At 39.7% G+C, this 15,190-nt stretch carries 15 protein-coding genes; 6 read left to right on the plus strand and 9 right to left on the minus strand.

Features of this window, described 5'->3' with window-relative positions; translation table 11 throughout:
- Nucleotides 1-11 precede the first annotated feature (11 nt).
- Entirely contained in the window at nucleotides 12-1,748 is a 1,737-nt protein-coding gene (sppA, locus tag ID47_RS03255; protein WP_038463802.1) for a signal peptide peptidase SppA, read from the plus strand.
- Between the two features lie 610 nt (nucleotides 1,749-2,358).
- On the opposite strand, the gene ID47_RS03260 is transcribed toward sppA, so the two are convergent.
- From ID47_RS03260 to ID47_RS03295, 8 genes are all read right to left on the minus strand, one after another.
- Nucleotides 2,359-4,074 (minus strand): nicotinate-nicotinamide nucleotide adenylyltransferase, encoded by a 1,716-nt coding sequence (locus ID47_RS03260; RefSeq protein ID WP_038463803.1) that lies wholly within the window; start codon nucleotides 4,072-4,074, stop codon nucleotides 2,359-2,361.
- A gap of 245 nt (nucleotides 4,075-4,319) precedes the next feature.
- Nucleotides 4,320-6,089 (minus strand): ABC transporter ATP-binding protein, encoded by a 1,770-nt coding sequence (locus tag ID47_RS03265; protein ID WP_038463806.1) that lies wholly within the window; start codon nucleotides 6,087-6,089, stop codon nucleotides 4,320-4,322.
- Nucleotides 6,090-6,307: 218 nt separating this feature from the next.
- Nucleotides 6,308-7,171 (minus strand): NAD(P)H-hydrate dehydratase, encoded by an 864-nt coding sequence (locus ID47_RS03270; protein WP_038463809.1) that lies wholly within the window; start codon nucleotides 7,169-7,171, stop codon nucleotides 6,308-6,310.
- Between the two features lie 38 nt (nucleotides 7,172-7,209).
- Nucleotides 7,210-8,235: a protein-tyrosine phosphatase family protein gene (locus tag ID47_RS03275; protein ID WP_038463812.1), complete on the minus strand. Its 1,026-nt coding sequence runs from the start codon at nucleotides 8,233-8,235 to the stop codon at nucleotides 7,210-7,212.
- A gap of 193 nt (nucleotides 8,236-8,428) precedes the next feature.
- Nucleotides 8,429-8,656: a DUF1467 family protein gene (locus ID47_RS03280; RefSeq protein ID WP_038463815.1), complete on the minus strand. Its 228-nt coding sequence runs from the start codon at nucleotides 8,654-8,656 to the stop codon at nucleotides 8,429-8,431.
- Nucleotides 8,657-9,006: 350 nt separating this feature from the next.
- Entirely contained in the window at nucleotides 9,007-9,195 is a 189-nt protein-coding gene (locus ID47_RS03285) for a hypothetical protein (RefSeq protein ID WP_038463818.1), read from the minus strand.
- A gap of 272 nt (nucleotides 9,196-9,467) precedes the next feature.
- Entirely contained in the window at nucleotides 9,468-9,875 is a 408-nt protein-coding gene (locus ID47_RS03290) for a hypothetical protein (protein ID WP_038463820.1), read from the minus strand.
- Between the two features lie 9 nt (nucleotides 9,876-9,884).
- Nucleotides 9,885-10,340 (minus strand): helix-turn-helix domain-containing protein, encoded by a 456-nt coding sequence (locus ID47_RS03295; protein WP_038463823.1) that lies wholly within the window; start codon nucleotides 10,338-10,340, stop codon nucleotides 9,885-9,887.
- A 339-nt stretch (nucleotides 10,341-10,679) separates the two neighbouring features.
- Between ID47_RS03295 and ID47_RS03300 the strand changes: the two genes are divergently transcribed.
- From ID47_RS03300 to ID47_RS03320, 5 genes are read left to right on the plus strand one after another with little or no spacing between them, the layout of a single operon-like run.
- Nucleotides 10,680-11,396, plus strand: coding sequence for a cell division ATP-binding protein FtsE (locus ID47_RS03300; protein ID WP_051908511.1), 717 nt, complete (start codon nucleotides 10,680-10,682; stop codon nucleotides 11,394-11,396).
- Nucleotides 11,389-12,270, plus strand: a complete 882-nt coding sequence (locus ID47_RS03305) for a cell division protein FtsX (protein ID WP_038463826.1) — start codon at nucleotides 11,389-11,391, stop codon at nucleotides 12,268-12,270. The genes ID47_RS03300 and ID47_RS03305 overlap by 8 nt, the downstream gene beginning before the upstream one ends.
- Nucleotides 12,271-12,274: 4 nt before the next feature.
- On the plus strand, nucleotides 12,275-12,880 hold the full coding sequence (locus ID47_RS03310) for a YdcF family protein (RefSeq protein ID WP_051908514.1): 606 nt from the start codon (nucleotides 12,275-12,277) through the stop codon (nucleotides 12,878-12,880).
- A 49-nt stretch (nucleotides 12,881-12,929) separates the two neighbouring features.
- Nucleotides 12,930-13,637: a lysophospholipid acyltransferase family protein gene (locus ID47_RS03315; RefSeq protein ID WP_051908516.1), complete on the plus strand. Its 708-nt coding sequence runs from the start codon at nucleotides 12,930-12,932 to the stop codon at nucleotides 13,635-13,637.
- Between the two features lie 4 nt (nucleotides 13,638-13,641).
- Nucleotides 13,642-14,469, plus strand: coding sequence for a DUF2125 domain-containing protein (locus ID47_RS03320; protein WP_038463829.1), 828 nt, complete (start codon nucleotides 13,642-13,644; stop codon nucleotides 14,467-14,469).
- On the opposite strand, the gene ID47_RS12300 is transcribed toward ID47_RS03320, so the two are convergent.
- The gene (locus ID47_RS12300; protein ID WP_075261555.1) at nucleotides 14,376-15,110 is read right to left on the minus strand and encodes a class I SAM-dependent methyltransferase; all 735 of its coding nucleotides are present in this window, start codon (nucleotides 15,108-15,110) and stop codon (nucleotides 14,376-14,378) included. The two genes, ID47_RS03320 and ID47_RS12300, sit on opposite strands and share 94 nt — an antisense overlap.
- Nucleotides 15,111-15,190: the final 80 nt, after the last annotated feature.

Here is a 15,190-nt window from a genome sequence, read left to right on the forward strand (position 1 = left end):
TAGGGGGAAACATGTTTAAGTTTATTCGTCGTGCTTTGGGGTTGATTTTTTCAACCATTGGCTTTGCTGTCGTGGTTATTCTTATCATTGGCTATATGAAATTTGTCCGATCAGCTCAGGAAGATCCTGATTCTGACCCAATGACAGATAATTCTGTTTTGCAACTTGAAGTCGGTGGCTTACCCATAAAAGATTTTAATTTACCAACCAGTCTCTTATCCCAACTACAAAAATACCGCACCCAATCATTAATTGAATTAGTAGAATTGGTGAATGAAGCAAGGACAGATTCCCGTGTTAAAGCGATCAGCCTATCCATCGTTGGCAACACCCTAAGTGCTGCTCAAGCAGAAGAATTACGGACTGCCTTAGAAGAATTTCGTAAAGCAGGCAAAAAAATTTACGCCTTTGCGTATGCCTTTGGCGATAACTCTAATGGAACGTCTTCTTATTATTTAGCTTCTGTTGCGGATAAAATTTATATGCAACCGCATGGCGCTGTCAGTATCATTGGGGCATCCTTAGAATCCTTTTTCTTAAAAGATTTCTTGGATGAGTTTGATATTACCGTACAAGCAGCACGGCGGAATGAACAAAAAGGTGTTATTGACAGATTTACCCGGACCGATTTTACCCCTGAAGTCAAAGAAAATCTATATAGTGTTATTTCATCAATTTTGTCTCATATCCAAGATGCTTCAGCAAAAGGCCGTGGTTTAGATAAAGAAACCTATGTAACCTTGATGAATACAGCACCTCATCAGGATCGCCAAGCCATTCAAACTAAATTATTGGATGACCTTATTTATCGCGACCAAGTGCGCGATAAAATTAAGGTAGAACTCGGCAATAATGTTGCATTCGTTACGGAGAAAGGCTATTCACCTCAAGGCAAACGCCCTCAGTCAAAAAATAAAATTGGCGTCATTTTGCTTGAAGCAGAAGTTCCACCGTCAGGAAGTACAGCTTTGACAATGAATGATCCTTATGCGCCTGAATCTCTGGATAAATCCTTTGAAATGGCGCTCAAAGATCCAGCAGTGAAAGCAATTGTTTTCCGCGTCAATACACCGGGCGGAGCAGTTTCAGGAGCCGAAACCATCTATAGGGCTGTCAAGCGCACTGTTGATAAAGGCGTTCCTGTCATTATTTCTATGGGCAGCGTCGCCGCCTCTGCGGGTTATTATATGGCAGCACCAGCTACAAAAATCTATGCGAATGCGATGACTTTAACAGGCTCAATCGGCATTGCCATGGCAAAACCAAATATTGGCAAAGCAACCGAAAATTATGGCATCACCTGGGATCGCGTTCAAATTGGTGATAATGCTGGCATGTGGTCAATGACACAAGATTTTAACGAAGCTGCTTGGAAAAAGGTGCAAGAAAGCCTTGATATCTTTTATGCAAACTTTACCCAAACAGTAGCAGAGGGACGCAAACTTTCCGTGGATAACGTGAAATCTATTGCCGGCGGGCAAGTATGGTCGGGACTCCAAGCCAAGGAAAATGGCTTGGTTGATGAAATTGGTGGATTCTTTGCAGCTATGGATGAAGCTAAAAAAATTGCAAACGTTGCTGACACCGAAGATCCCAATATTGTCATCTTTAACAGAGTTAATGTTGGTCTTCCCTTACTATTCTCTCTTTTGGGGGAAGAATCTATTGCCATCATTAAACAAGCGATCGGTATCAATACAGAACTTAGTCATACAACGGCCACAACTCGCGTACGGTTGGTTATGTAAATTAATACAGCTCTGAGAATCCATTTGCCCCTCGAGCTCTTTGGCTCAGGGGCTTTTTTAATAGATAATAAAAAGCCCCCTCTATTGATAAAAAATTAAAAATAATAAAAAAGTATTGCATAAATAAAAGTCCATTCCCATATGTATATTGAACACAGGAATACCGCAGGTTCGAGATCATAACCCTCTGAAACCCTCCCGAATCTGTGGCTCTGAAAGTGGTTTTTATCCCTCCTCCTAAAACCGCTTTCCAACAATAAAAATGGACGACCTTATACCCTCCTCGTGGATCGTCTAATAAAAACTATAAGGGCTCTGAAATTCAGAGCCCTTTTTTTGTACTGGGGCAGCAGAACAATAGCCATCCATTGAATGCTATTAATTCAGAAAACAACCTATAAATAAGATGCCCTCCACCCTAAAGAAATTAAATATCTTTTATTATTTAGAACAATCAGTCACGGAAAAGGGAGGGGGTAATGGTTCTAAGGAGTAAAAAATAAAGGCTCTGAAATTCAGAGCCTTTTTTATCCGTCTTACTCCTTAGAACATTTTTTAGGATGTTCTAAGTAAGTATGATTTTTTTTATCTCAAATTGATTTCTCTAACATTAATTAGCATGAGCGACCATATTAAGAATGTTCACAGCTTGACTTTGATTTGATGTAGGGGAACAGGGTGAGCGCGGAGAAAGGGCAAGAGATAAAAAAACGCTTGTGGAAGGTGGGCTTATTTTAAGCTTGTCCCGTGTTGTGCCCGAAGATTGAGACTTCGATAGTGGCCTCTTAGCATTGTAAGTAGAAGCCATGTCTGCGTCACTCTCGCCTCCGCTTGAGTCCGAAGATTGAGACTTCGATAGTGATCTCTTAGTCAATGACCCTACCTTGCTAGTAAAACTTTTTAGCGGGGAGGCAAAAAATTTCGAAAAGGGATTATCAAGGTTAAAAGGGGCTCTGTTTTCCTTATCAAGATCGAGCTCTCTTCCATTAGAGGGAGAGGATGAATATTCAGTAGTAAACTTACCATATCGAGGGGAAATGAGTCCATTTATACAAGACTTATATGGCTCTCTGTGATTGTTATTTGAATCCTTAAACTGTGTAGAGTCATCAACTTTATCACCCGTTATCAAGACAGTTATAGAAGCAGGCACTTGAGAATTCTTCTTCGTACGCTCATCACGTTCAGAAGGAAGATGGAGAACCTCTACATCCCCTTCTTTGCTACTCTCAACATCTGTCGAAGAAGGAGCCATTGGGTCCTTCATTTCTCCCCTTTCATACAAATCTTTCTCATCAATCATGTGTTCGACGGAGGGATAAACCATATTGCTAATTGGTTTTCCTTCCCTCAACCTTAATTTGATCTCGCTAGAAGAGTAAGAGCGACAAAAGGGGGTGGGCTCAAGGAAACAATTAACAGGCTTACCCACAAAAGAATCCATAAATTGAATCCCCTCAGGAGCATTATCTCTTAACGCTATGACATAACTTTCCACGGGCAAAGCATCCACTGCACCGTAGGTGGTGTCACGACGCTCGGGAGAAATGACGGTACCCCCCATAAAATTAGGTACATTCTCTTGCATTTTTTCATAAAAAGTCTGGGGGATATCGGACCCTATTATCCCCTTAAATTTTAATCCAGGAATTTTGACAACAATATCTTTACTATTTGGGCTTTGCCGTTTAGCAAATACCTCTTGGATTTTAGCTGGTGACAAACGGGTCACAATAACACGAGGATCATCTTTAAAGACTGCGAAAATCATATCCAAGCGTATCTTAACGTCAGTTCGTTTTTTAAGATCATCTCCACCCCAAATAGGGCACATGAGGGTATAATTACAAATATTTCTTTCAATAATTTGTGTAGCAACCTCTTTATGCCCTTTATGCATTGGATCAAATGACCCGAGATAATAACCGACTGTTACTGGTCCCTCTTGCATATCCCTCAAAAAAAATTCAGCTACCGCTTGGTTAATCACACCCTCTTCAAAATTCCGGCTTGGCCAGACGTCATCTTCTATAGTAGTGACTTCCCCTTCTTCATCCGCTGTATCAGGAGAAACGTCTTCATCCATGTCGTCAGGTCCACCTTCTTCCACCGTTAATAGAGGTTCCTTGAAGGAGCACTTTACTGGCACTAGAGCAGGAATCGAATCTGCTTCTTCCATGGGAGTTGAGAAAGTACAAGTCTCTGGGCTTATCATGCTTTCGCTACCAGCTTTTTTATACTTCCCCTCTATAATATCTTCTAAGACCACAGCTTCGGCACTATTTATCAGCCCGATACCCAACGTTAAGTATTTCAATAAATTCATGTTGATCGTCTTTCCTTAAAAATTTATTTTAAAGAGAAATTACAACAAATTTTATGGAATTGATAGCATTTATTACTATAAAAAAAATTATTTTATTAAAGATTTTATTTTATTGATTTATAAAGATTTTTTAAGGATAAATTCTTGTTAATGAATTCTTAATCATGCTTATTATGAAGATTATCTATACTTTTTAAAGAAGATACGGCCACTTATTTTGTCTTGAGGGGTGGCCGTTATGCTATTTAATGATACCTATCGGGCAGAAAGCCGCCTACTTGACTGCTCCACAATTGTTTATAAAGTCCATCCTGATTCAATAAATCTTCATGCGATCCATCTTGGACAATCTGTCCTTTGTTAAAGACCAGAATACGATCCATTCGCAATAAAGTTGACAATCGATGAGCTATTACAATTGCTGTCTTGCCGTGCATCGCTTGCAATAATGAATCTTGGATATAGCTTTCAGTTAATGAATCCAATTGAGAGGTTGCTTCATCTAAAATTAAGATAGGAGCATCCTTCAAAATGGCACGCGCAATTGCAATCCGCTGCCGTTGCCCGCCCGATAATTTGACTCCTCGCTCTCCTACCATTGTTTCATATCCTTCTTTAAGACGAGAAATAAAATCATGAGCACAGGCTTTTTTAGCCGCCTCTATAATCTCTGCCTCGGTAGCTTCAGGACGTCCATAACTAATATTTTCCCGTAAAGTCCGGTGAAATAAAGAGGGGTCCTGGGGGATCATACCGATTGATTGATAAAGAGTATCGAGCATTACTTCTTTCACTGACTGATCATCGATGGTAATTTTGCCGTCGGTTACTTCGTAAAGACGCAAGATTAAATTGGCAAAAGTTGTTTTACCACTGCCAGAATAACCCACCAATCCTACTTTTTGTCCTCTTTCAATGGTCACAGATAAATCTTTAAACAAGGGATCGACGGCTTTATAACAAAAGGTAACGTTCTGAAACTTGATGATCCCACGGTTAACAACCAAAGGTTTAGCATCGGCCACATCCGTGATTTCAACAGGTTGTAAGAGTACTCTCAACGCCTGGGAAATTTTCCCATAACATTTTGTAAACTGAGAAAATTGCCAAGTTAATTGCCACAAAACATCAACAATCCCCACATTTAAAGAAATTACCAACGCAAAATCACCAACTGTTATTACCCCCAATTCACGCTTTTTCAAAAGAAAATACATGTTAAGAGCTAAAGTAAAGACAAAAGAGTAACCATAGGCAAACCACACCCAGAAATAATTCCAATTGAGGCGCTGCTCTGCCTGCGCAGCATCCTCAAAACCTGCGGACATATACGCATACTCATACTTTCTGCGCGCAAACAAGCGCACAGTCATAATATTTGATAAAATGTCAACTATTCGTCCTGTATTGATCGACCCGCACTCTGACCATTTATCTGAAAGCTGAGTTAGACGGTTAGCAATAATCAGCGACAAGAAGATAAAAAACACTGTCCACCCTATCATCAAGTAAGCAAAAACAGGATTAACAGTCCACAGCGTATAGGTTGCTATAATTAACATCAAAAAATGACTAAAAAATCGATCAATCACAATCTGAATAATTTCAGGAACATACATCGTTAAATCATTAATTTTATTGGCCAAGCTTCCCGAAAACTGATCTTGGAAAAATGTATGGCTTTGCTTGAGCAGGTTACTGATATAGCGCTGCCCGACATATTTGCGCATTTCTGGGATCATCTTGACTGATACTAAGTATTCATACAGGCGAAATACTGTCGACATAAAAAAAGACAAGAGTACGAATAAAATGGCGGGTGTTCCAACCGCTTGGAAAATATTTTTAGGTTGATCCGTTATCCTATCAATAATTAATTTTTGCAAAAACGAGTGGAGAGAAACATCCACTGCCCAACAAATTGCTAAAAAAAGCATAAAAGCAATCGATAATTTATACCGACCTGTCGCATCTAATATACAGGCAAATACATGCCAGGCCTTGATTTTCATCATGGCAATTCTCCATCACAAAACAGGATAATAATAGTCAACAGGTTATATTTCCCATTGACGAGGATAAATTTTATAGAATTTTAATTATCAAGGAAGGCAGACTCCCTATTTATATGATCAACAAATTAGAACGGAAGTTTGACTATATCAGGATAAAGTTAGAGTAAGCAACCGTAAAAATTAATAGATTTTATACTTATTGTAACAAAGTATAACTTCTATTTTGTTAATTGATTCGTAGCAAGTTCTGCCAAAATCTCTGTTGCCATCACGGAATGACGCCTTGTGGTTGCTACTAAGCGATCTGCGGCTTGCCCGGCCAAATATATGCCGACACAAGCGGATTGGTCGGGGCTAAGACCTTGCGCCAAATAACCAGCAATCAGACCAGCCAAAACATCCCCACACCCAGCCGTTGTTGCCGCTGGGTTCCCCGTAGTGTTTACATATATTTGACCATCTACGGTATAAATATGGGAAGGAAATCCTTTCAAAAGAATAGTGCAGCCCCATTTAGCTGCTAATTCTTGCGGAGAAAGAGCAGGGTTATATTCAAAACTCTTAAGCAATTGCTGCCATTCTCCCTGATGCGGTGTTAAGAGCCAACGACCGTGGCTATGCTGTATCAGAAAATTTTCTCCCAATTGCCCTAATATTGATAACCCATCGCCATCAATAACACACGGCAGCTCTGTCATGGACAACATACTTTTAAGAAGATTACTTAAAGAGGCATGACGGCCAATGCCTGGTCCTAATAGAATTGCTGATGATTTTTCTTTTATTACTAGAAAATTTTCCACGCTATCTACAATGGATAATACGCCATCATGCTCCTTGATCATATAAGGAATCACTTCGGCTGGGATTGATCCAATAAGTGGCCATAGACTTTCCGGTAACAACGCATAGACACCCCCCGCCCCTGCTTGAGCTGCCGCATGACAACAGAGCCGAGCCGCTCCCGGATACTGAAAGGACCCAACAAATGTCGTTACAAAACCATTCTTATATTTATGAGCAGCAGAATCTCGCTTAGGAAAACAGCCTTGAACAAACTGATATGTAATAGGTTGAATCATGTAAAAAATCCATAAAAACTAAGGATACACCTTTTATTTTATTCGATATCATAGCGATCGCCTAAATACCCTAAATATTGAACATGCTTTTTAACCCAGTCAGAAAACTTCATTTTGTCCCAACCATCATCAGCATGACGATACTCATAAAAAACTTGAATAAGCTTTGCGCGATCATTTGCATAACGTTGCTTCCATGCCTGGCCAATTTTTGGACGAACGGTGGCGAAATCAGTTCCCCCAATCGCTTTTTGACGCGCTAGAATTTCCTCAAAATCAACTTTTGGGTTTTGGATAATATCAAATATTGTCATAAACGTGGTTGTACGGCCCTTACCGCCTCGGCACTTAAAATGCAACCAAGACCCTGCAGGCAGCTCTTTGATGACAGCAAGAAAATCATCAATATCTCTCTCTTCAGGGCGAAAATGATCCGTTACTGGCAACCGCACATAGTTGACACCCAAACTTTTGACAGCTTCTTGCTCCCGCATCACAATGTCAACCTGATAAATACCTGTCTCCTTAGCCGATGGCATTCCATCAGCCGATTTTTCGATCGTATTAATCAGAACAGTGGGAAACGCCCGTACTTGATTTACTCTCTTTAATTCTGACTCAATTACCTCTTGAGGAGATTTATTTTGCTGAATATGCAAAGGCCCATAAAACCAGCTCACTGCTGCGTCATTAATAAAAGCATGAGGCTCTTCTCTAAAGTCAAAAATATAGATTTTATTATAAGGAATTTTATGGTTCTCATGGATATGAGTAACCAACTCCTTCAACTCTAACCAAGAATATTGACCACTTCCCGATATTTGTAAGTCATTAAAACCTGAGAGATCAATTTTTTGATGCGAGGCGTGTTTAAAAAATATTGGACTTCGATACATTTTGGGCATAACAGCGCCTTTTGTTGAATCGAATATAATGTCATAAGGCGCCATAATATAATCATCGCTTGGACGCCGTTGACGAAAATCCACCACCCAAGACGGTGTAAAGTTAACCTGTCCCCATGACCATTGAAGCAAAAGGAAGGCAGATATAATTAATTTCATAAGCCCCATGTAAGATAGAATACCACCAAATAAATGGATAAATTATTAATAGACTTATTTCTAAACCAACTATTTTATAAGCAGCAATAAATATCAGAGTATTCTAAAGTTCATATCAAAATACGAAGAGATTTCACAGATATTTTTGATGCTCATCGAGGATAAAAGACAATAGTTACAAAAAAATCTAATACTATATACCTAAGATATTTGTATTAATAACCCATTTTGCAACAAAAAATAAAGGGAGAGTTATTAATGTAGCAATTAAAATCTTTCGCCCGATCATAGGATCTTTGGGCGCACTTGCGGCAAAACCAATCTCAGTGGATTCTGCTACCCGTACACCGATTGGCAACACAGCAAACAAGATAACCCACCAAATCACAGAAAATGTTATAAAACCTGTGTAAAATCCCATCCTTCCTCCACCAAAAATTTAATTTTAATAAATTATAACATAATTTCCATCATTATAAATGGTTTTTTATGACAGTGTGCGCAAGACACCTCAAACTGGGAAAGATATACCATTAAGTCGCATCAATCCATCTTCCAACGAGCATTCTATGCCCTCTCCATTCTAAGCACGATTCAAGGGTAATATCATTTACCATAATCTTCATTCCTGTACTTGCTATAACCTTAGCTTGTATCAAAGACTTTTATTCTTCTCTAAATAAATACCACCCAACACAGGGCACTAAAGTTAGATTAGAAACAAAATTCTTTAAAGTAAGATAATTCTTCTACCCTTAAAATATTACAGGATTATAGAGTTAACTTTAACTCTTCAGTTTGTTCTAATTCTTTTAATGGTGGAAGAACAGAGTTAGCTTTATTATGGTGTGCTTTAAGTTTAGCTGAAAAGGAATAAAACTCAACCACTCCTACTTTGATTTTCAGAGCCGCTGAGTTTTTAAATAACGATAAGGGGAACGTGACCGTTAATGGCTTCAATGCTGTCTCTCTTATCCATAACTTAGAATACAGATCCATTTTTTAAAAACTAGCCCGCTTATCTAAGCGAACAAGAAAGAAGAATATTTTTACAATCGCGCTATATAATCCCCCCTTTTCCCTTGGATTTAAAATCGCAAGGAAGAATTTTAAAGCTTCAAGGGAAAACTTTATAAATCAGGAATAAGTGATACAGAGACTTATTGCAAAAAATTATTACTTTTTGATAGAATTAAAAAAGAAGGGTAATTTTGTGCAATAGAGTAGTATTTCTAGTGGGATTGAGACATACTTTTGAATCTCTTAACAATGTCTTGCCGCGTGGTATTGTAATCGATTGGCTCTTGAGTCAACCAATCCAATAAGGATATATCTTTGAGTTTTAAAGTAGCGACCATTTTTCTCCATTGACCTTCAATTTTCATACTTTCTTCTTTAGGCAGCCGAAAACTACGACCCGGGTATAAGTGACGCCCGTGCGTCCAGGTGACAACGCGTCCTTGACTTACCAGAACTAACCCTCTGAGACGGCCATAACGCTTTAAAAATGACCGCATTTTATCATCAATGACCCCCCAATGCCATAATAAATGGCCGTAATCTTTAGGAATAAAACTATCACTTCCAATTAAAGCCAGGCGCTTATGCTGCAGCCATGAATTAATGTTGTGATTTTTCATTATTCCCCCCTATTCCGTTACTTCATCTAAATGGAATATAGGCTCGCCCTTAGAAAGGCGGATTTTGTTTGCTTCCATCAACACTTTGGCTAAAGCCACCTCAATATTGTGAAATTTATAAATGGGCTTACAATCACGGTAACGGATCAAAAAATGAGGGTGGTTTTCCCCTAAATAACGTAAGACTTCATCAGCAGAAGTCCAATTGCATGGATTTCCATTAAAAGTAGTATCCAGTCGAACTGTCTTGGCAACAATAGCTCGGGGCGCTTTGCTATCGCCCGCATGACTTTGACGCTTTAAAACTGTATAATCTCGTTTGCTGCGAATTTTATACCGTGTAATGGCTTTGCTAACGCTAGATTCAGATCGCCCAAGCTCTATAGCAATAACCTTTTCTCTTTTGCCTTCAGCATAAGCCGCTTTAATGCATTCAATTTCAGCTGCGGTCCATGGTTTCTTCATAATATTCTCCGTTAGTTTTCTTGTCTGTGATAGATCTAGGAACTAAAAAAATAATTAAAAGACTGTTTTTTAGTGTTTTTTGCCCTTACCAGAAGAAAATCTAATTAGAAATATAGTTTTATATTATGGCTTACATTTTTTATTATGCTGGACTCAAAAATTAGGAATTAAGGATCAAAAATTAGATATCAGCTGGAAAATTTTATTAAAATTTCTTGACATTAAATCAGAACTAGCCTTGCTTTAAAAAAGAAGGCAATATAGGATCAAAAGAGGATTAGATTTATACTCATCCTTGATAATTATAAATCTCGACTGTTTGACTAAAGTGAGGAAATTTTGGTTATCCAACGCCGGCAGCCAATAGAAATTGTAAGATTCGACCAAGTTGGCCTTGTTTATCCCGGCGGGCATCGAGTTTTGCATGGCCTAAGCCAATCCTTCAATGTTGGCTCTTTTACATTTCTGACAGGGGTATCAGGAGCCGGAAAAACATCTCTTTTAAAGTTGATGTATCGGGGTGTCCGATCAACTGAAGGGACAGTCCGTGTTTTTAGTAAAGATGTAAATCGTATCACCAATACAGAATTACCTCAGTATCGCCAACGTATTGGCATTGTCTTCCAAGATTGCAAACTGTTCTCTCACTTAAACGTCATTGACAATGTGGCACTAGCCTTAAAAGTTAGTGGTACTGATGTTAAAACAGCACGCACTCATGCTAAAGAATTACTGCAATGGGTTGGTTTAGGGCAACACCTCTACGAAATGCCCTATACGTTATCAGACGGTCAAAAACAACGTGTGGCTATCGCCCGCGCCGTTATCACTCGTCCGTTGTTATTGTTAGCTGATGAACCGACAGGAAATCTTGACCATGAATCCGGCTACCGCTTGTTACGATTATTTGAAGAACTCAATAAAATCGGCACAACCGTTATCCTTGCCACCCACAATAAAGCATTAATTGCAGAATTCCCTTATCCCGAGGTTGAATTACATCAAGGTCGGCTAATTAGTGTCTCGAATCAATCCACAAAGGTAAGTCATGGCTAATAAAGTTGACATTGAAGAAGTCCCCATTACCAAGGATCCCATCACTCGATTAGTACCATGGATTATCGCGCTCCTTGTCTTTTTACTTTGCCTTGTTTTAACAGGTGCTTCCTCCATTGGGGTAGCCGTCCAACGCTGGCAAATTGGCATGAGCCACCGCATTAACATTGAAATTCCCTTACAACATGAAATAGACCGTGATCGTATTACAGCGGCGGTGGCTCAATATCTCACCACTACCCCGGGTGTGAGCCATATTGATATTGCTGATAAAACCAAGCTCTATGGCTTATTTGGCGTCACACCCCAGCAAGCTGCTTTATACCCGGACTTTCCTTTACCCGTTATGATTGAAGCCAATCTTAATTCCGAAACTGGGGCAACTGTTTCAGAAATTATCACCCAATTGCAGCAAGTTTCACCCGGCGTGCGAATTGAAGCCTATACACAGTGGCATGAGATGTTGTTGCTGTTACGGAAAACTTTGCAGATTATTGGCTATATCTTTATAATGCTGATCGCAATTACTGTGATCATTATGATTTCTTTAATCACAAAAGCAGGCCTCTCAGCGCATCAAGAAAGCATTTCAATCTTGCGCCTCATCGGGGCAAGCAATGGTTATATTGCCAGCAAGTTCCAAAATCATGCCTTTAAGCTCAGTGTTCGGGGGGCTATTATTGGCTTTGGTTTAGCCTTACCCATCAGTTGGGTCTTTAATCTTTCAAGTGTTTATTTGGGTGTGCCAGACTTGCTGCGTCCCCAGATGGATCCGGTATTAATGCTTGGAATGGTTATTGTTCCCTTATTTGTTGTTTTTCTGAGCGTTTGTGTCTCTCGGTTTGCAGTCTTACGAACCTTAAGTTCAGATTAATATCATGCAACGATTTTTGTTAAGCATGCTCACTTTAAGCTGTGTATGGTTTTGTGGATTTTTAGTTTTTGTCTACGGTATCCCCCAAAAACCTATCGATATAACAACTAAAACAGATGCTATTGTCGTTTGGACGGGTGGGCCGTGCCGAATTACAACAGGCGTTGAACTTCTGCACCATGGATTAAGCGATAAGTTATTTGTGTCAGGTGTCGAAAAAGGTAAACCACAATTACTGAGTAAACAGTGTAATTCTTACCTCTCCCCTGAAACAGTTGAACAGCTTAGCAATAGAATTTCTTTGGGTTACGCTGCCCTATCAACCATGGGTAATGCAATAGAAACATCCATTTGGGCGGAAAGAAATCAAATTCAGTCCGTCAGATTAGTGACGGCGGCCATTCATATGCCGCGCTCTCTTGTAGAGTTCCATTTAGCAATGCCCCACCTGAAAGTTATTCCTCATTCTGTCAATGTAAAACAGTTTGATCATCGACGATGGTATGCCAGCTGGCCAGTTTTCTATAAAATTGCGCGGGAATATTCCAAATTCTTGTTTATTAAAATTGGCATTCGCCCCTGGTGGCGTGACAATATTTTAGATGAATAAGTTGAATTAAGGTAGCTATAAAGACAAATAACAAATAAAGGATTTTTTTATGGGAAAGCTAAGATCATTTTTATTCAACATATATTTTGTGATAGTTTCCACCCTATCAGCCTTGCTGGGCCTTCCATTTTTGTTAGGCAGCCGCAAGCTTTCTTTTGTCGTCCCTCAAGCCTGGGCGCGTCTTACAGCACTCGGAACAAAATATATTCTAGGGCTAGATTATAAAGTAGAAGGACGCGAAAATCTGCCTACAGGACCGTGTGTCATCGCCTCAAAGCATCAATCAGCATGGGAAACTGTCATTTTTTGTGAAATCTTTCGCGGCTCTGTCTTTGTGGCAAAGCGAGAGCTTTTGTATCTGCCTCTCTTCAACTTTCATTTTTTGAAACAAAAAACAATTATGCTGAATCGCAAACTTGGCGGACAAGCTAAAGCTGATTTAATTCGCCAAGCAGCGGAACGAGTCGCAGATGGCGATCGAATTATCATTTATCCAGAAGGAACACGCCGCCCGATTGGTGCAGAACCAAAATACAAGCAGGGCATTGGGGCCATATATATGCAATTGAATGTTCCCATTGTGCCAGTTGCTTTAAATTCGGGGGCATTTTGGCCCCGTCGAGGCTTTCAGAAAAAAGCCGGAACAATTACGGTCAGTATCTTGCCTCCAATTACACCCGGCTTGACACAAAGTGAATTTATGCAGACACTTGAAGAACGTATTGAAAGTAAAATGGTTGACTTAATTAAGGAGTAAATAAATGCGTTTCGTTCGGAACCTTGGATTGCTTATCATTATAATCGCACTTTCCTTAAAACTTACCGAACGATACGTTTTACAACCTAAATTAAATGACTTTATTGCCCAATATATCCAGGATCATAGGGATAAAGTAAGCATCCAAGCCATGGTTTTTGATAAGGATTCTCTAGCGTTTTCTGGAATAAAAATAGAGGGTGTCAATGATTCCTTTTCAATAACTGGGTCAATTAAACCCGTTATCTTGGGATGGCCTGGCATTAATACTAAACTAATCCCTGCCGGCAGTAACATTTGGAGCGCAAAACAAGTTGAGGGAAAGGTCAAGCTGGGGATTAAGAGCTTAAGTACTGATAAGGCTTTGGTTCAAGGTTTTAGGCTTCTTAACGCCCCTCACTTCATCATTCCCCAGACCTTAGTATCATTTACCTATGATTTGTCGACTAATTTAGTGAATCTAAGTATCGAGATTCCCCAAGTGGGCCCATCGCCAGCAGCTGGACAGATATTTGTTACCGGGATTATTAATCCAAAAGATGGATATTCTGGGAAACTGTCGCTAAGAGTTGTTAACCCTGCCGCAGTTTTAAGTGATTTGGCCCAGGCTGATGTGCTTTCTAAGCAACAATTTTCCGCAATTAATGGTCTTATAAAAGGAATGTCCAATAGCAAAGTTGAGATAACCTTACCTCTATCCCTTGAAAAAGGGGCACTCTATTTAGGCCCTATACGACTTTACCCTAAATCATCACGTGATGACAATTTTGCCCGAATTGGCGAGGGGGTTATTAATAACCTTTTCCGTTCTTTTGGCAAAGTACCACTATAAACCCGTTTCTTAACCTCAATCGCTACCACACCTGATAATTTCTCCGCGAACGTTTTATTCAAACTTTCAGCAATTGAAGCAGCAACGGTATTGTGCCAAAATTCGCTGGGTAGTATATATAGACTTCTGACTTTCTGACAAATCTCAAATTGATTTTCTTTAAGCAAGTAAGACAGCTGCCCCATACTATAGGGATTACCATGACCAAAGGGGGTATGATCCAGGCGCGACCATAAGCTCCGCCGATTGGGAACCATCACGATGGCCCGACCTTCGGGCGCTAACACCCGCCAAATCTCTCGAAGAAAGCTTCTGGGGTTTTGGCAAAATTCAAGGGAATGGAGCAGAAGCAGTCGATCAACACTATCATCCCCTAAAGGTAAATCTCCTTCCTCAGCCAGAGCGGTTATATTTTTTCCTTTTAAAGGCCAATTCATTACTCCAATATGGGGGCTCATAAAAACGGCCATACGCTCTACTTTCAGAACCATGTCATTTAAAAATGGGAAAGGAAAGCCATGACAAATGAAGGTGTCGCATTTTACAGAGGGCCACAACTCCGTAATTGAGTTAGTTAGCCTATTCTGAACTTCCATACCAAGGGATGAGGCGTAAAATTTTAAGAGGTCAGAAATATCCATAATTACTCACCATGTCTGGGGAAAGCTGTTGTTAACGATTATGAATCTAATTGTTAGCAAAGGGTAAATGTTTTTTAATA

Source organism: Candidatus Paracaedibacter acanthamoebae (genome assembly GCF_000742835.1).
Classification (GTDB): domain Bacteria; phylum Pseudomonadota; class Alphaproteobacteria; order Paracaedibacterales; family Paracaedibacteraceae; genus Paracaedibacter; species Paracaedibacter acanthamoebae.